This window comes from Escherichia sp. E4385, from assembly GCF_963883145.1.
In the GTDB taxonomy this organism is placed as follows: Bacteria; Pseudomonadota; Gammaproteobacteria; order Enterobacterales; family Enterobacteriaceae; genus Escherichia.
In genome coordinates, this window is sequence record NZ_CAWOOJ010000002.1 from 61,734 (window position 1) to 78,137 (window position 16,404).

Here is a 16,404-nt window from a genome sequence, read left to right on the forward strand (position 1 = left end):
CTGAATGATGTTTGACACTACCGAGGTGTATTATTTTTACCCGAGTCGCTAATTTTTGCCGCAAGGTGTTGAGCCGCGAGGAGAGCGAAGCTGAACAGGCAGTCGCCCGTCCACAGGTGACGGTGATCCCGCGCGAGCAGCATGCTATTTCCCGCAAAGATATCAGTGAAAATGCCCTGAAGGTAATGTACAGGCTCAATAAAGCGGGATACGAAGCCTGGCTGGTTGGCGGCGGCGTACGCGACCTGTTACTTGGCAAAAAGCCGAAAGATTTTGACGTGACCACCAACGCCACGCCTGAGCAGGTGCGCAAATTGTTCCGTAATTGCCGCCTGGTAGGTCGCCGTTTCCGTCTGGCTCATGTGATGTTTGGCCCGGAAATTATCGAAGTCGCCACCTTCCGTGGTCACCATGAAGGCAATGTCAGCGACCGCACGACTTCTCAGCGCGGGCAAAACGGCATGTTGCTACGCGACAACATTTTCGGCTCCATCGAAGAAGACGCCCAGCGCCGCGATTTCACTATTAATAGTCTGTATTACAGCGTCGCGGATTTTACCGTCCGTGATTACGTTGGTGGCATGCAGGATCTGAAAGACGGTGTTATCCGCCTGATTGGGAACCCGGAAACGCGCTACCGTGAAGATCCGGTACGTATGCTGCGCGCAGTACGTTTTGCCGCGAAACTGGGGATGCGCATCAGCCCAGAAACTGCCGAGCCGATCCCACGCCTTGCTACTCTGCTCAACGATATTCCGCCAGCACGCCTGTTTGAAGAGTCTCTTAAACTGTTGCAAGCGGGCTACGGTTACGAAACCTATAAACTGCTGTGTGAATATAATCTGTTCCAGCCGCTGTTCCCGACCATTACCCGTTACTTCACGGAAAATGGCGACAGCCCAATGGAGCGGATCATTGAGCAGGTACTGAAGAATACCGATACGCGTATTCATAACGATATGCGCGTTAACCCGGCGTTTTTGTTTGCCGCCATGTTCTGGTATCCACTGCTGGAAACAGCGCAGAAAATTGCTCAGGAAAGCGGCCTGACCTATCACGACGCTTTCGCGCTGGCGATGAACGACGTGCTGGACGAAGCCTGCCGTTCACTGGCAATCCCGAAACGTCTGACTACGCTAACTCGCGATATCTGGCAGTTGCAGCTGCGTATGTCCCGTCGTCAGGGCAAACGGGCATGGAAACTGATGGAGCATCCGAAATTCCGCGCCGCCTACGACCTGCTGTCCCTGCGTGCTGAAGTGGAACGCAACGCCGAGCTGCAACGTCTGGCGAAATGGTGGGGTGAGTTCCAGGTTTCTGCACCACCAGACCAAAAAGGGATGCTCAACGAGCTGGATGAAGATCCAACACCGCGCCGTCGTACTCGCCGTCCGCGCAAACGCGCGCCGCGTCGCGAGGGTACCGCATGACGGTGGCGTATATTGCCATAGGCAGCAATCTGGCCTCTCCGCTGGAGCAGGTCAATGCTGCCGTGAAAGCATTAGGTGACATTCCGGAAAGCCGCATTCTTGCCGTTTCTTCGTTTTACCGTACCCCACCGCTGGGGCCGCAAGATCAACCCGATTACTTAAACGCAGCCGTAGCGCTGGAAACCGCTCTTGCCCCTGAAGAGTTACTCAATCACACACAGCGTATTGAGTTGCAGCAAGGTCGCGTCCGCAAAGCTGAACGCTGGGGGCCACGCACGCTGGACCTCGACATTATGTTATTCGGTAATGAAACGATTAATACCGAACGACTCACCGTTCCGCACTACGATATGAAAAATCGTGGATTTATGCTGTGGCCGCTGTTTGAGATTGCGCCGGAGCTGGTTTTTCCTGATGGAACAACATTAGACAACTTATTACGAATAAATAAATACGATGAATTAAATAAGTGGTAATACAATAATCTCTTGAATATAAATAAATTCTGAAAATACTTCCCAACAATTGCAATCAATGCTTCCTTTAAGCTACAACCACAATTAATAATATATTCCACCCTCTTAACCTTCCCACCCCATACACTATTTTTTCAACTTTAGATATTTAGTTTTACTTAAAGATGAATTAAGTGGATATATAATTTTTATTATGCACAATATCCCCCCTAATGATGAGCAGATGTAACATTCGGTAAATTCAAGTCCTCATCATTAACAAACCAATCTTTCTAGTCTATCGGGCCTCCCCATGTGCGGACTCCCGATTGAAGTTAAACTCATGGAATATAATTCAAGGATTTTTATGTCTAAAAAATTAGGTTTTGCCCTGTCTGGTCTTATGCTGGCAATGGTTGCAGGTACTGCTTCTGCAGATATGGACGGTGGTCAGTTAAATATCAGCGGTCTGGTTGTTGATAACACCTGTGAAACCCGTGTAGACGGTGGTAACAAAGATGGTCTAATCCTGCTGGAAACTGCAACTGTTGGTGAAATCACTGACGGCGTACTGAATGATACCGTTGGTGCTAAAGCTAAACCTTTCAGCATCACCGTTGACTGTAGCAAAGCGAACCCGAATCCAGGTAGCACAGCTAAAATGACCTTCGGTTCTGTTTTCTTTGGTAATAGCAAAGGAACGCTGAACAACGACATGTCTATTAACAACCCGTCTGATGGCGTAAATATCGCTCTGCACAATATTGATGGTTCCACTATCAAACAGGTTCAAATTAACAACCCCGGCGATGTGTATACTAAAACCATGGATGCAACGACAAAATCTGCAATTTATGATTTTAAAGCATCTTACGTTCGTGCTGACGCAAATCAGACAGCGACTGCTGGTTATGTAAAAACTAACACTGCATACACCATTACTTATCAGTAAGTATTCACCAATTAAATTGATTGAATGAATATACAGGGAATAGTATTAATAATTACTATTTTTATATTATTCCCTGTTTTAATTAACTCTGTCAGGGATGGTTTATGTTTTTTAACACCAAACATACAGCAGCTTTATGCTTCGTAACCTGTATGGCTTTTAGCTCATCGTCTATTGCGGATATTGTCATTTCGGGTACTCGCGTAATATATAAAAGCGATCAAAAAAGTGTCAGCGTACGTCTGGAAAATAAAGGGAATAACCCGTTACTTGTCCAGAGTTGGTTAGATACTGGCGATGACAACGCTGAACCTGGCAGTATTACAGTCCCCTTTACCGCCACACCGCCAGTATCGCGTATTGATGCCAAACGTGGGCAAACAATCAAACTGATGTACACCGCCAGTACCTCACTGCCTAAAGACAGGGAGAGCGTATTCTGGTTTAACGTACTGGAAGTTCCACCAAAACCAGATGCAGAAAAGGTCGCGAATCAAAGCCTGCTGCAACTGGCATTTCGCACACGTATAAAACTGTTCTATCGCCCGGATGGATTGAAGGGAAATCCCTCTGAAGCCCCATTAGCCCTGAAATGGTCCTGGTCAGGTTCAGACGGTAAAACGGCATTACAAGTCACTAATCCAACGCCTTACTACGTCTCTTTTAGCAGTGGCGATTTAGAAGCCAGCGGTAAACGCTATCCGATTGATGTGAAAATGATTGCACCATTCAGTGATGAAGTCATGAAAGTCAATGGCCTTAATGGCAAAGCAAATTCTTCAAAAGTGCACTTTTACGCCATTAATGACTTTGGTGGCGCCATTGAAGGTAATGCCCGACTGTAATCAGGCAAGGATATAATTCCGCAGGAAGCATAGCGTGACTATAAAATATACTAAAAATTATCATCATCATCTGACCCGTATCGCCACGTTATGCGCGCTGCTGTATTGCAATAGTGCTTTCAGTGCTGAACTCGTTGAATATGACCCTACCTTCCTGATGGGGCAGAATGCATCTAATATTGATCTCAGTCGATACAGCGAAGGTAACCCCGCTATACCGGGTGTTTACGACGTCAGTGTTTATGTCAACGATCAACCAATCATTAACCAAAGTATTACATTTGTAGCGATTGAAGGAAAAAAGAACGCCCAGGCCTGTATCACATTAAAGAATTTATTGCAGTTTCATATTAATTCCCCCGATATAAATAACGAAAAAGCCGTTCTGCTTGCCCGGGATGAAACGCTCGGGGATTGCCTCAATTTGACGGAAATTATCCCTCAGGCTTCCGTTCGTTATGACGTTAACGATCAACGTCTGGATATAGACGTTCCTCAAGCCTGGGTAATGAAAAATTACCAAAACTATGTTGATCCATCATTATGGGAAAACGGCATTAATGCGGCTATGTTGTCATATAACCTCAACGGATATCATAGTGAAACCCCTGGTCGAAGAAATGACAGCATTTATGCTGCTTTTAACGGTGGGATGAATTTAGGTGCATGGCGACTGCGAGCCTCCGGCAACTACAACTGGATGACCGATTCTGGCAGTAATTATGATTTTAAGAATCGGTATGTACAACGAGATATCGCCTCACTACGCTCTCAATTAATTATTGGTGAATCTTATACTACGGGCGAAACCTTTGATTCCGTCAGTATCCGAGGCATTCGCGTATACAGTGACAGCCGAATGTTGCCTCCGACATTAGCCAGCTTTGCACCTATCATACATGGCGTCGCCAATACCAATGCCAAAGTCTCTATTACGCAAGGCGGCTATAAGATTTATGAAACGACTGTGCCTCCAGGCGCTTTCGTCATTGATGATCTTAGCCCGTCAGGGTACGGCAGTGATCTTATTGTGACCATCGAAGAATCCGATGGCTCAAAAAGGACATTCTCGCAACCTTTTTCATCGGTTGTTCAAATGTTACGCCCTGGCGTTGGACGTTGGGATATTAGCGGTGGCCAGGTCTTAAAAGATGATATTCAGGATGAACCTAATTTATTTCAGGCCAGCTACTACTACGGTCTGAATAACTATCTGACGGGTTATACTGGTATTCAGATTACCGATAATAACTATACCGCCGGTTTGTTAGGTCTTGGCCTGAATACCTCAGTAGGTGCATTTTCTTTCGATGTGACTCACTCCAATGTCCGTATCCCGGATGATAAAACATACCAGGGGCAAAGTTATCGTGTTTCCTGGAACAAATTATTCGAAGAAACAAGTACTTCACTGAATATCGCGGCCTATCGCTATTCAACACAAAATTACCTTGGTCTTAATGATGCACTAACTCTAATTGATGAAGTGAAACATCCCGAACAAGATCTTGAACCGCAAAACATGCGTAATTACTCGCGCATGAAAAATCAGGTTACGGTCAGTATTAACCAACCGTTGAAATTTGAGAAAAAAGATTACGGTTCATTTTATCTTTCCGGAAGTTGGTCCGATTACTGGGCTTCAGGACAAAATCGTAGCAATTACTCTATTGGCTACAGTAACAGTGCATCCTGGGGCAGCTACAGTGTCAGTGCACAGCGTTCATGGAATGAAAACGGCGACACTGACGATAGCATTTATCTCAGTTTCACCATTCCTATTGAAAAATTACTTGGCACTGAACAGCGTACTTCAGGTTTCCAGAGTATTGATACTCAAATGAGCAGTGACTTTAAGGGCAATAATCAACTCAACGTCAGTAGCAGTGGCTATAGCGATAACGCTCGCGTCAGTTATAGCGTGAATACAGGCTATACGATGAATAAAGCCAGTAAAGATATGAGTTATGTTGGTGGATATGCCAGCTATGAGTCACCGTGGGGAACCCTGGCCGGTTCAGTTTCTGCGAATAGCGATAACAGTCGTCAAGTTTCTCTCAGCACTGACGGTGGTTTTGTATTACATAGCGGCGGCCTGACCTTCAGTAATGACAGTTTTAGCGACTCCGATACACTGGCGGTAGTTCAGGCTCCTGGTGCCAAAGGGGCTCGAATAAATTATGGGAATAGCACCGTAGACCGCTGGGGATATGGCGTTACCAGTGCTCTTTCTCCTTATCATGAAAACCGTATCGCGCTGGATATCAACGATCTTGAGAACGATGTTGAATTAAAAAGTACCAGTGCTGTAGCTGTGCCGCGTCAGGGTTCAGTCGTCTTTGCTGATTTTGAAACCGTGCAAGGGCAATCAGCCATTATGAACATCACTCGAAGTGATGGTAAAAATATTCCATTTGCTGCAGATATTTATGATGAGCAGGGTAATGTAATTGGTAATGTTGGACAGGGTGGACAGGCTTTTGTTCGTGGTATTGAGCAGCAAGGAAATATCAGCATTAAATGGCTCGAAGAAAGTAAACCTGTAAGTTGTCTTGCGCATTATCAACAAAGTTCAGAAGCAGAAAAAATAGCGCAATCTATTATTCTGAATGGAATTCGGTGTCAGATTCAGTAACTACAAGGGACGTCAAATGATAAAAACAACGCCACATAAAATAGCGATACTGATGGGAATATTATTATCACCCTCAGTATTTGCAACGGATATTAATGTAGAGTTTACAGCCACTGTCAAAGCGACAACCTGTAACATCACACTTACTGGTAATAATGTCACGAATGATGGTAATAATAACTACACATTAAAAATCCCTAAGATGGGGCTGGATAAGATCGCGAATAAAACGACAGAAGCTCAGGCTGATTTTAAACTGGTTGCCAGTGGGTGCAGCAGTGGCATTAGCTCGATTGATACCACTCTGACCGGAAACGCATCATCAAGCTCAACCAAGCTTATTATACCGCTGTCTGGAGATACAAATTCGACGACAAGTTATATCGGTATGGGTTTCAAGAGACGGAATACTGATGATGCCACTTTTCTTAAACCCAACAGTGCGGAAAAGATACGCTGGGACACAGGCGAAATACCGTCCGACAAAGGTCTTGAAATGACTGTTGCGCTACGTGAAACAGAGGCTGGGAAAGGTGTACCTGGAAATTTTCGCGCACTAGCGACGTTTAATTTCATCTATCAATAAGAAGGATAATTAAGATGACATTTAAAAATTTACGTTATGGATTATCCAGCAGTCTGGTTCTGGTAGCCTCACTATTCAGTGTCCCGTCTTATGCTGCAACAGACAGCATTGGACTGACTGTTATTACCACTGTGGAAATGGGTACCTGCACAGCAACACTTATGGATGGTAATAATAAAATCTCCACGGTTAATTTTGGTGATGTATATATATCTGAAATCAATGCTAAAACCAAAATTAAAACATTCAAACTACAGTTTAAAGATTGTGCAGGAATTCCAGGAAAGAAAGCATATATAACATTAACCAAAGTTGGCACATGTGAAGGAAATGCCAATAATGGTGATGGATTTGCCAATGCATCTACATCCACAGAAAAAGCAAATGCGGTTGTGGTTGAAGTCTGGGGTGCCATCACACCAGATCGAGCAGACAAAAATAAACAATTTAGCTGCGCTACTCCTCAAGCGAAAGAAAAGAGTATTGTGGGTGCAACAGGTACTAATGTTGTGGACTTTGATATGAGTGCAGTCCTTGTGGTAGATAAGGATAAAACTGTCAATAATGTTACGGCAGGTGATTTTTTCGCCCCTGCAACATTTACTATCACCTATAACTAACAGACTGACAGATTCAGGAACTATATATGCATCCCACTCAACGTAAGCTGATGAATAGAATAATTCTGTTTCTGTCATTACTGTTTCCCATTACCTGTCCAGCCATCGCTGGACAGGATATCGACCTTGTTGCCAATGTAAAAAACAGCACTTGCAAAAGCGGAATCAGTAACCAGGGTAATATTGATCTTGGCGTCGTTGGGGTGGGATATTTTTCAGGTAATGTGACTCCTGAAAGTTATCAACCAGGTGGAAAAGAGTTCACTGTCAGTGTATCCGACTGTGCATTACAGGGAACTGGCGATGTGCTAAATCAGTTACATATTGATTTTAGAGCCCTTAGCGGTGTCATGGCTGCTGGGTCCAGGCAAATATTTGCCAATGACGAAGCAACAGGCGCTAAAAATGTTGGCGTAGTTATTTTTTCTATCCAGGATTCTGCAAATACGTTCAATGTATTAAATACAGCAGGTATATCACGCTCAGTCTATCCCGTGATTACATCAGTAATGGATAATTCATCATGGAAATTTTATGCCAGAATGCAAAAAATTGATTCCACACTGGATGTTACTTCTGGCCAAGTCAAAAGCACCGTACTGGTTGATATTTATTATGAGTAACTCTAATGTAAGAAAAAACAATATGCACACACAGACCACCACATATTATATGCACGTATTATTTAAATTTTTCTATATAATTCTAACTACAATATTCTGCATCTCAGCTTACGCAAACAATACAAGTTTCATTGTAGGTAATAATGCTGGCGTTGATGCCTTTAGTGGTCCATCTTCAAGCGGAAAAGCAATATTTCGTTATGCGACTATTACTAACAATCTGGTGTTTTATAAACCACCTCCCGGTGATGGCATTAACAAAACTGATGTAAAACTGTTTTGGTCTCAACTAGATAGTTTGGGAGGGAGTGGGGGGACAGGGACTCTTTACTGTAATACCAGTGGAAATGCCAGTGGGGCACCGATGAAAATTGAAAATGCAATGATTGACTCTCATTTAACTTACGCGGGTCATAAGTTATTTTCAACGTCTGTTCAGGGACTCTATTATACGCTATCAATTTCCAACATTTGGTCAGCCTGGGTCAAATCAAATATCAGTGGAGATAGTATTTATATTGGAGATAGCGCAGACCAATACTTTTCATTCTACATAGATGATGTGGATCTTCAGACAAGAGGTTGCGACAGAGCAAATACAACCAGTAAATATTGGGCTATTGGTGGTTTAATGCAGAGTCTCACCGTTGAATTTTATACTGATTCATCTTTCAACCCGACACAAAACCAACAGGTTCAGTTGTTAAGCTCATCCGACTATCTTTATGCTTTCAAGGCTTATGGTGTTGGTGATGGTATTAATCAACACAGCAATCACCTTTATATAAATTTTGATTTAGTCAATATAAAAATCACTTTACCTACTTGTTTTACTTCAGTATTAAGCGGCACCAATGTAAGCGGCTCTACAGTAAAAATGGGAGAATATGGTCCTGGACAAATTAAAAATGGCGCAACTCCGGTTCTTTTTGACATTTCGTTACAGAACTGTATTCGTGTTCGTAATATCGAAACAAAATTAGTTTCAACAAAAATCGGCATAGAAGACAAACAGCTTCTTGGAAACACCCTCACAGGAACGGGGGGAGCAAAAGGTGTCGGTGTACTTATTGAAGGATTAGCCACTAGCAGAAGCGCCTTAATGACTCTGAAGCCTAATGACGCAACCTCTGTATATAAAGATTATGAAGAGGAAGATGATAATACTGACGGAATTTACCCAGATAAAGGCAATGGAACGACACAACCACTTCACTTCCAGGCGACGTTAAAGCAAGACGGGAATATTGCTATCGAACCCGGTGAGTTTAAAGCCACCAGTACATTCCAGGTAACCTATCCCTGATAACATTGTGGCACCGTCTGGTAATGGCGGTGCCACAATAGAGAAATCATTGCCCCCACCAATGTGACTGATAAAATGCCAGACAGCACAACATCATTTATCAGGATACGTTATGAAACCGACCACCATCTCCTTACTGCAGAAGTACAAACAGGAAAAAAAACGTTTCGCGACCATTACCGCTTACGACTACAGCTTCGCGAAACTTTTTGCTGATGAAGGACTTAACGTCATGCTGGTAGGCGACTCACTGGGCATGACGGTTCAGGGGCATGACTCCACCCTGCCAGTTACCGTTGCTGATATCGCCTACCATACCGCTGCGGTACGTCGCGGAGCGCCAAACTGCCTGCTGTTGGCTGACCTGCCGTTTATGGCGTATGCCACGCCGGAACAAGCCTTTGAAAACGCCGCAACGGTTATGCGTGCCGGTGCCAATATGGTCAAAATTGAAGGCGGTGAGTGGCTTGTTGAAACGGTACAAATGCTTACCGAGCGCGCAGTTCCTGTATGTGGTCACTTAGGTTTAACACCGCAGTCAGTGAATATTTTCGGCGGCTACAAAGTACAGGGGCGCGGCGATGAAGCGGGCGATCGACTGCTCAGCGATGCATTAGCCTTAGAAGCCGCTGGTGCACAACTGCTGGTGCTGGAATGTGTGCCGGTTGAGCTGGCAAAACGCATTACCGAGGCACTGGCGATCCCGGTTATTGGTATTGGCGCAGGCAGCGTCACCGACGGGCAGATCCTCGTGATGCACGACGCCTTTGGCATTACCGGCGGTCACATTCCTAAATTCGCTAAAAATTTCCTCGCTGAAACGGGCGACATCCGTGCTGCCGTGCGGCAGTATATGGCTGAAGTGGAGTCCGGCGTTTATCCGGGCGAAGAACACAGTTTCCATTAAGGAGTCACGTTGTGTTAATTATCGAAACCCTGCCGCTGCTGCGTCAGCAAATTCGCCGCCTGCGTATGGAAGGTAAGCGCGTGGCGCTGGTGCCAACCATGGGTAACCTGCACGATGGCCATATGAAACTGGTCGACGAAGCCAAAGCCCGCGCCGATGTGGTGGTGGTCAGTATTTTCGTTAACCCGATGCAGTTCGACCGCCCGGAAGATCTGGCTCGCTATCCACGCACTTTGCAAGAAGACTGCGAAAAACTGAACAAGCGCAAAGTCGATCTGGTTTTCGCGCCCTCGGTAAAAGAGATCTACCCGAACGGTACCGAAACCCACACCTATGTTGATGTTCCTGGCCTTTCGACCATGCTGGAAGGTGCCAGCCGTCCGGGACATTTTCGCGGCGTGTCGACCATCGTCAGCAAGCTGTTTAACCTGGTCCAGCCGGATATCGCCTGCTTCGGTGAAAAGGACTTTCAGCAACTGGCGCTGATCCGCAAAATGGTTGCCGATATGGGCTTCGATATTGAGATTGTCGGCGTACCGATTATGCGTGCGAAAGACGGTCTGGCGCTGAGTTCCCGTAACGGTTATCTGACGGCAGAACAACGCAAAATTGCGCCCGGTCTGTACAAAGTTTTAAGTTCGATTGCCGACAAATTGCAGGCTGGCGAGCGGGATCTCGATGAAATTATTGCCATTGCAGGGCAAGAACTGAATGAAAAAGGCTTCCGCGCTGATGATATTCAGATTCGCGATGCCGACACGCTGCTGGAAGTCTCTGAAAACAGCAAACGGGCAGTAATTCTGGTAGCCGCCTGGCTTGGCGATGCTCGTCTGATCGACAACAAAATGGTCGAACTGGCGTAATACTTAACTGGCGCTACAGCTGATGGCGCCAGTTATTCATTGCCACGATATTTGTAAGCGATTGTTCATATCGTAGACAACTTAGTTAATCAGCTTATCAACCTCAGCAAGAGGTAAATTTGCCATCTCTGCAACGTCTTCTCGAGACATCCCTTTACTCAAAAGACGCTGGGCGAATTCCTGCCTTTCTTCTTGTCTTGCCTCCTGTCTCCCTTCCTGTCTTCCCAGCTGAATCCCCTTCTCAATCCCTTTCTCTTCAAACCACTGCGCCAACGTCATCATAGACTCCCCTCCTGTTTCCCTGTCTCTCACCACACCGTAAAACAAATCCGCTTGTTCAGTATGACCGCGTTGCAGCATATAGTTTTGCATGGCAACTAACTGACTTCCGCTAGTGTACCCTTCGTCAATCAGCGTGACCAGTTGCTCCAGCAATAACATTAAGTCGCGCTGGCGAATATGTTTTTGCAGCAGTTCGAGAATCGCAATCCGCCGATGTTGCATGATTTCGTCATCCGGCGTGATAGTGATATCCACCAACGGGAATGGACTGTTATAGACGCGTCGCGCCAGCTCCGGCGAGTAAAACATATCAAACCAGCACATTGAGAGCGGATAAGGTGTGGCCTCGCCCTGATAAAACAGAATTGGCACCACCAGCGGCAGCTTATCGTGATCCGCCTCCAGATGCCGGTGCATGGCAGCAATCGAATAGCGCATCATGCGAAAGGCCATTTTCTTATCCGGCTTGCTTTGATGCTCAATCACAACGTGCAGATAACCAGGATTGCCCTGCATTTGCACGGAATAGAGCACGTCCGTGCTATGTCCTTTCAGGCTCTCTTCAATGAAACTCCCCGACTCTAAATGAAGCGTGTTGAGGTCACAAAGTTCGCGTAATTCCACTGGCAAATGGATATCCAGGAAGTCGCGAGCCGTCTCCGCATGCATTAAAAATTGTTTAAATACCGCGTCATGCGGTGTGGTACTCGGTGCGTCCATCTTCCCTGCCTTCCATGCTGCCCTATGTGAAGGAAGTATCCGGCCAATATGCGCTGTCGTCTGCTGCCTCTTTGTTGTTTACCGAGCAGCGTTCAGAGAAATTTCAATTGGTTACAGGCGTTACATGGCAAGCTTCGGCGCGATACGCAAACTGCTGGTGCAAATGCCACCAGATCAGTAGACACTTATCAAAAATCGGGCAATACTGCGTGAGAATTTCCTCAAAGCAGGCATCGCCTGCTTCGTTAACGACAGGGTAGAAAGGTAGAAGTTATGATTCGCACGATGCTGCAGGGCAAACTCCACCGCGTGAAAGTGACTCATGCGGACCTGCACTATGAAGGTTCTTGCGCCATTGACCAGGATTTTCTTGACGCAGCCGGTATTCTCGAAAACGAAGCCATTGATATCTGGAATGTTACCAACGGCAAGCGTTTCTCCACCTATGCCATCGCGGCAGAACGCGGTTCGAGAATTATTTCTGTCAACGGTGCGGCGGCCCACTGTGCCAGCGTCGGCGATATTGTCATCATCGCCAGCTTCGTCACTATGCCAGATGCAGAAGCCCGTACCTGGCGCCCCAACGTTGCCTACTTTGAAGGCGACAATGAAATGAAACGTACCGCGAAAGCGATTCCGGTACAGGTTGCCTGATAATCACCCCTGCGGCTGGTTACTCACCAGCCGCGACATCGTCTCCAGCGAATCTGTCCTTAAAATATACAGTCGCTTTAATAAATACGGATTATCCCCCGGTTTAACTTTCCCTTTCATGGTGGTCACCGCCAGATGAAACCCGGCTTCATTTGCTGCCTTCACTGCTTTGTCATTAAATCCACCAAATGGATACGAAAGATACAAGACTCGAGGATTAAATTGGTTTAGCGCCCGGCGAGAGCGTTCGAAATCAAACAGAATATTATGCTCACTGCGGCTGAGTAATATGGGTCGGCGATAACCATCAACCCGATGTAAAAAATGCGTATGCGACTGGAAATCAAAAACATCGCTGACATCAAGCAGTTCAGAAACACTCATAAACTGTAATGACTGCGGATTCCATTTCTGTGGATGACGTTTGATGCGAGAGGTAATAATAAATGCCGTCGCCTTCATACCGTATTCTTTCAGAATGGGATATGCATAACGACTCACTGATTTCAAGCCATCATCAAATGTCAGCACCACCGCGCGAGCCGGAAGATTCATCGAATTACGCAGATACCCTTCCAGTTGATACAAGGTTAACGTGGTATATCCACGATCGCGTAACCAGGTCATCTGGTTATTGAAAGCTCGCACCGACGTCGTGGTCGAAGTATGACGAAAACGGGTGTTCTCTTCATCGCGTAAAATATGATGGTAGGTCAATACAGGAATACCGTTATCCTGCTGCGCATCCAGTGCACTGATATAGGCCAGTCGTTCGCCAATACGAATTTGATACCAGGTTTGATTCAGGCGATCTTTTAATTTATTAATAATGGGATAACGCAAATTATCGGCCAACACGCCAAATGGCGCACTACCCGCATCAGGCGCGTTGTATATCGGAGTATCTTTCCATGTAATAAGATTTTGGTTACTCAGTGGCTTATTCAGATCCCCCAGACCATCTTCAACTTTTTGCCGCCCTTGTACAGGTTCCAGATGCCCTTTATCAATATACCCCGTAGCAAAACCAAAATTGAATTCATAATAATCGGCAGCGGTTGGGATGACCGAAATAATCTGCCCGGCGCGAATGTTGCCGACGGTTACCGTTTTGTCGCCAATTTTTCCCCAGATAGCTGCATCCTGAGTGGTTTGCATATAACGCGCGGGAAGCGCTGCGCCGACACCAGATGAAACCAGCAGCAGTAAAAAAATAATCTTTTTAATCATGAGAAAACTACCAGGCGAGAAACAGCGCCGTTAGTGTAGCAAAATCGGAATGCGATTTAATACTCGAACCAATTATGCTTGAGGACAAAGGGGGGATTTTTTTGTTGTTGGTGCCAGAGACTACTGACTTCAGGCCCACCCAGTTCGACAATTCGCTCGCGAAACTCCGCACTGGATAACGTTTCACGGTAGGCCAGCATCTGCTCAATTAACAGTAACGTGACACCAGAAATCACTTCGCAACGGGAATGTTTGTGGCTTAATAACGATGCAACACGATAAGGCGCAGCACCTGCAATATCGGTTAAAAAGATAACCCCATCGCCAGAATCTGTTTCATGCAGAGCATCGCACATCATGCGGCTGAGCATATTGGAACTTAATCCGCGCCAGAAATTCACCGCCCGGCACTGGATAAGTGCGCCATGTTTTTTTTCCAGCGCATCCAACATCTCTTGCGCCCGGTCGTCGTGACAGGTAATTACCCAACCTAACATTACCTTCCTCCTTAGCTGAAAATCAGTCTACCCTGACCATTGTTGATAAAGGGTGATAGTCGTCAAAACTCCTCTCCCCCGAATCCAGAGGAGAGGAACTAGCCTTAGCTGCGCAGACCGCGTCCGCGCTGGATCAGCGACCAGCAGATCAGATAAAACGCAATAATAAAAATAACCAGCACACCAAAAGTAGTAACCAGCGGCACATCATTAATGCCGAGGAAGCCGTAGCGGAATCCACTGATCATATAAACGATTGGGTTGAGATGCGACAGCCCCTGCCAGAACGGTGGCAACAAGGTCAGTGAGTAAAACACCCCGCCCAAATACGTGAGTGGCGTTAACACAAAGGTTGGTACCAGGCTGATGTCATCAAACGTTTTGGCAAACACCCCATTAAGCAATCCGGCAAGAGAGAACAACACCGCCGTGAGCACCAGCGTTAAAGCGACAAATACCCACGAATGCACCTGAAACGGTACAAAGAACAGCGAAATTGCTGTCACCAACATACCAACAAGCAGTCCGCGCGCTACGCCACCGCCGACATATCCGGCAATAATGACGTGAGTCGGAACCGGAGCGACCAGCAGTTCTTCAATATTACGCTGGAACTTGGCGCCAAAAAATGATGAAGCGACGTTGGCGTAGGCATTGGTGATTACCGACATCATGATCAGCCCCGGAACAATGAACTGCATATAGCTGAAGCCATGCATATCGCCAATACGCGAACCAATCAGGTTACCGAAGATGATAAAGTAAAGGGTCATGGTGATAACCGGTGGCACCAGCGTCTGTATCCAGATACGCATAAAGCGATGGATCTCTTTCGCCCAGATGCTTTTTAACGCCACCCAGTAAAGATGCATCATGTGCGATCTCCTTGTTTTTCATTAACCAGTGAAACAAACAACTCTTCCAGACGGTTAGCTTTGTTACGCATACTTAATACCTGAATGCCCTGCTCACTTAACTGCGTGAATACGCTGTTGATCCCCTGCTCACGCAGCACTTCAACTTCCAGCGTGGCGGTATCTACCAGTCGGTACTGATAGCCATCGAGCTTCGGTAACGGGCTTTTCGGTGCGAGATCGAGAATAAAGGTTTCTGATTTCAGCTTTGCCAGCAGTGCCTTCATCGAGGTATTTTCCACCAGTTCGCCGTGCTGAATAATGCCGATATTGCGGCACAGCATTTCTGCTTCTTCCAGGTAATGCGTGGTAAGAATGATGGTGGTGCCTTTGTCGTTTAAATCCTTCAAAAAGCCCCACATTGAGCGACGAAGTTCGATATCCACGCCTGCCGTTGGCTCGTCCAGAATCAGCAGTTTAGGTTCATGCATTAACGCACGGGCGATCATTAAACGGCGCTTCATCCCGCCCGATAACATACGCGCACGTTCGTTACGTTTTCCCCACAAATCGAGTTGTTTAAGATACTTTTCGCTGCGGATGTACGCTTCTTTGCGCTCTACACCGTAGTACCCCGCCTGATTCACCACAATTTGCTGTACGGTTTCAAACGGGTTGAAGTTAAATTCCTGTGGCACCAGTCCCAACTGACGTTTAGCGTTGACGACGTCTTTTTCAAGATCGTAACCAAATACGCTGACCCGCCCGGAGGTTTTATTTACCAGAGAGCTGATAATACCGATAGTGGTTGATTTTCCGGCCCCGTTCGGCCCGAGAAGCGCATAAAAATCACCCGCTTCGACTTGCAAATCTATCCCACGAAGCGCCTGAACGCCGCCTGGATAGGTTTTTTTAAGCTGTTGAAGTTCCAGTGCAATGGTCATA

17 protein-coding genes are annotated in these 16,404 nt (G+C 46.2%); 12 read left to right on the forward strand and 5 right to left on the reverse strand.

The genetic code is table 11. The features are described from left to right. Positions 1-32 precede the first annotated feature (32 nt). The 11 genes from pcnB (at position 33) to panC (ending at position 11,222) form a co-directional block, all read left to right on the forward strand. Positions 33-1,430: a polynucleotide adenylyltransferase PcnB gene (gene pcnB / locus AACS80_RS02800; RefSeq protein WP_205713193.1), complete on the forward strand. Its 1,398-nt coding sequence runs from the start codon at positions 33-35 to the stop codon at positions 1,428-1,430. Next, on the forward strand, positions 1,427-1,906 hold the full coding sequence (folK, locus tag AACS80_RS02805; RefSeq protein ID WP_130204983.1) for a 2-amino-4-hydroxy-6-hydroxymethyldihydropteridine diphosphokinase: 480 nt from the start codon (positions 1,427-1,429) through the stop codon (positions 1,904-1,906). The genes pcnB and folK overlap by 4 nt, the downstream gene beginning before the upstream one ends. Positions 1,907-2,252: 346 nt before the next feature. Then, positions 2,253-2,837, forward strand: a complete 585-nt coding sequence (locus AACS80_RS02810) for a fimbrial protein (RefSeq protein WP_138183647.1) — start codon at positions 2,253-2,255, stop codon at positions 2,835-2,837. A gap of 104 nt (positions 2,838-2,941) precedes the next feature. Then, complete coding sequence (locus AACS80_RS02815) at positions 2,942-3,682, forward strand: fimbrial chaperone (RefSeq protein ID WP_130204979.1); 741 nt, start codon at positions 2,942-2,944, stop codon at positions 3,680-3,682. Positions 3,683-3,716: 34 nt separating this feature from the next. Next, entirely contained in the window at positions 3,717-6,317 is a 2,601-nt protein-coding gene (gene htrE, locus AACS80_RS02820; RefSeq protein ID WP_135490791.1) for a Yad fimbria usher protein HtrE, read from the forward strand. A gap of 16 nt (positions 6,318-6,333) precedes the next feature. Next, positions 6,334-6,903: a fimbrial protein gene (locus AACS80_RS02825; protein WP_135409478.1), complete on the forward strand. Its 570-nt coding sequence runs from the start codon at positions 6,334-6,336 to the stop codon at positions 6,901-6,903. Positions 6,904-6,917: 14 nt separating this feature from the next. Next, a complete protein-coding gene (gene yadL, locus AACS80_RS02830; RefSeq protein WP_138183648.1) occupies positions 6,918-7,523 on the forward strand; it encodes a fimbrial-like protein YadL in 606 nt (201 codons plus the stop codon). A gap of 26 nt (positions 7,524-7,549) precedes the next feature. Beyond that, positions 7,550-8,146, forward strand: a complete 597-nt coding sequence (locus AACS80_RS02835; protein WP_138183649.1) for a fimbrial-like protein — start codon at positions 7,550-7,552, stop codon at positions 8,144-8,146. A gap of 22 nt (positions 8,147-8,168) precedes the next feature. Next, positions 8,169-9,452 (forward strand): fimbrial-like adhesin, encoded by a 1,284-nt coding sequence (locus tag AACS80_RS02840; protein WP_276609144.1) that lies wholly within the window; start codon positions 8,169-8,171, stop codon positions 9,450-9,452. A gap of 112 nt (positions 9,453-9,564) precedes the next feature. Then, a complete protein-coding gene (gene panB / locus AACS80_RS02845) occupies positions 9,565-10,359 on the forward strand; it encodes a 3-methyl-2-oxobutanoate hydroxymethyltransferase (protein WP_138183650.1) in 795 nt (264 codons plus the stop codon). An 11-nt stretch (positions 10,360-10,370) separates the two neighbouring features. Further along, on the forward strand, positions 10,371-11,222 hold the full coding sequence (panC, locus tag AACS80_RS02850) for a pantoate--beta-alanine ligase (RefSeq protein ID WP_000905370.1): 852 nt from the start codon (positions 10,371-10,373) through the stop codon (positions 11,220-11,222). Positions 11,223-11,303: 81 nt separating this feature from the next. Here the strand turns inward: panC and rpnC are convergent, their stop codons facing one another. Then, a complete protein-coding gene (gene rpnC / locus AACS80_RS02855) occupies positions 11,304-12,224 on the reverse strand; it encodes a recombination-promoting nuclease RpnC (RefSeq protein WP_135409477.1) in 921 nt (306 codons plus the stop codon). A 273-nt stretch (positions 12,225-12,497) separates the two neighbouring features. Here rpnC and panD point away from each other — a divergent pair, with 273 nt between their 5' ends. Beyond that, positions 12,498-12,878 carry an aspartate 1-decarboxylase gene (gene panD, locus AACS80_RS02860; RefSeq protein WP_000621508.1) on the forward strand — a complete coding sequence of 127 codons (381 nt, stop codon included), beginning with the start codon at positions 12,498-12,500 and terminating at the stop codon, positions 12,876-12,878. Positions 12,879-12,881: 3 nt separating this feature from the next. Here the strand turns inward: panD and AACS80_RS02865 are convergent, their stop codons facing one another. From AACS80_RS02865 to AACS80_RS02880, 4 genes are all read right to left on the reverse strand, one after another. After that, positions 12,882-14,108, reverse strand: a complete 1,227-nt coding sequence (locus AACS80_RS02865; protein ID WP_135490789.1) for a polysaccharide deacetylase family protein — start codon at positions 14,106-14,108, stop codon at positions 12,882-12,884. A gap of 56 nt (positions 14,109-14,164) precedes the next feature. Continuing rightward, positions 14,165-14,605, reverse strand: a complete 441-nt coding sequence (locus AACS80_RS02870; RefSeq protein ID WP_130260735.1) for a PTS sugar transporter subunit IIA — start codon at positions 14,603-14,605, stop codon at positions 14,165-14,167. Between the two features lie 104 nt (positions 14,606-14,709). Then, positions 14,710-15,480 (reverse strand): ABC transporter permease, encoded by a 771-nt coding sequence (locus AACS80_RS02875; RefSeq protein WP_064525104.1) that lies wholly within the window; start codon positions 15,478-15,480, stop codon positions 14,710-14,712. Then, positions 15,477-16,403, reverse strand: coding sequence for an ABC transporter ATP-binding protein (locus AACS80_RS02880; protein WP_000150638.1), 927 nt, complete (start codon positions 16,401-16,403; stop codon positions 15,477-15,479). The genes AACS80_RS02875 and AACS80_RS02880 overlap by 4 nt, the downstream gene beginning before the upstream one ends. Position 16,404: the final 1 nt, after the last annotated feature.

What these genes read in the sequence shown, in the direction of transcription:
- folK (WP_130204983.1), top strand. Translation starts at nt 1,427, where the DNA reads ATGACGGTGGCGTATATTGCCATAGGCAGCAATCTGGCCTCTCCGCTG.
- AACS80_RS02810 (WP_138183647.1), top strand. Translation starts at nt 2,253, where the DNA reads ATGTCTAAAAAATTAGGTTTTGCCCTGTCTGGTCTTATGCTGGCAATG.
- AACS80_RS02815 (WP_130204979.1), top strand. Translation starts at nt 2,942, where the DNA reads ATGTTTTTTAACACCAAACATACAGCAGCTTTATGCTTCGTAACCTGT.
- AACS80_RS02825 (WP_135409478.1), top strand. Translation starts at nt 6,334, where the DNA reads ATGATAAAAACAACGCCACATAAAATAGCGATACTGATGGGAATATTA.
- yadL (WP_138183648.1), top strand. Translation starts at nt 6,918, where the DNA reads ATGACATTTAAAAATTTACGTTATGGATTATCCAGCAGTCTGGTTCTG.
- AACS80_RS02835 (WP_138183649.1), top strand. Translation starts at nt 7,550, where the DNA reads ATGCATCCCACTCAACGTAAGCTGATGAATAGAATAATTCTGTTTCTG.
- AACS80_RS02840 (WP_276609144.1), top strand. Translation starts at nt 8,169, where the DNA reads ATGCACACACAGACCACCACATATTATATGCACGTATTATTTAAATTT.
- panB (WP_138183650.1), top strand. Translation starts at nt 9,565, where the DNA reads ATGAAACCGACCACCATCTCCTTACTGCAGAAGTACAAACAGGAAAAA.
- rpnC (WP_135409477.1), bottom strand. Translation starts at nt 12,224, where the DNA reads ATGGACGCACCGAGTACCACACCGCATGACGCGGTATTTAAACAATTT.
- panD (WP_000621508.1), top strand. Translation starts at nt 12,498, where the DNA reads ATGATTCGCACGATGCTGCAGGGCAAACTCCACCGCGTGAAAGTGACT.
- AACS80_RS02865 (WP_135490789.1), bottom strand. Translation starts at nt 14,108, where the DNA reads ATGATTAAAAAGATTATTTTTTTACTGCTGCTGGTTTCATCTGGTGTC.
- AACS80_RS02870 (WP_130260735.1), bottom strand. Translation starts at nt 14,605, where the DNA reads ATGTTAGGTTGGGTAATTACCTGTCACGACGACCGGGCGCAAGAGATG.
- AACS80_RS02875 (WP_064525104.1), bottom strand. Translation starts at nt 15,480, where the DNA reads ATGATGCATCTTTACTGGGTGGCGTTAAAAAGCATCTGGGCGAAAGAG.
- AACS80_RS02880 (WP_000150638.1), bottom strand. Translation starts at nt 16,403, where the DNA reads ATGACCATTGCACTGGAACTTCAACAGCTTAAAAAAACCTATCCAGGC.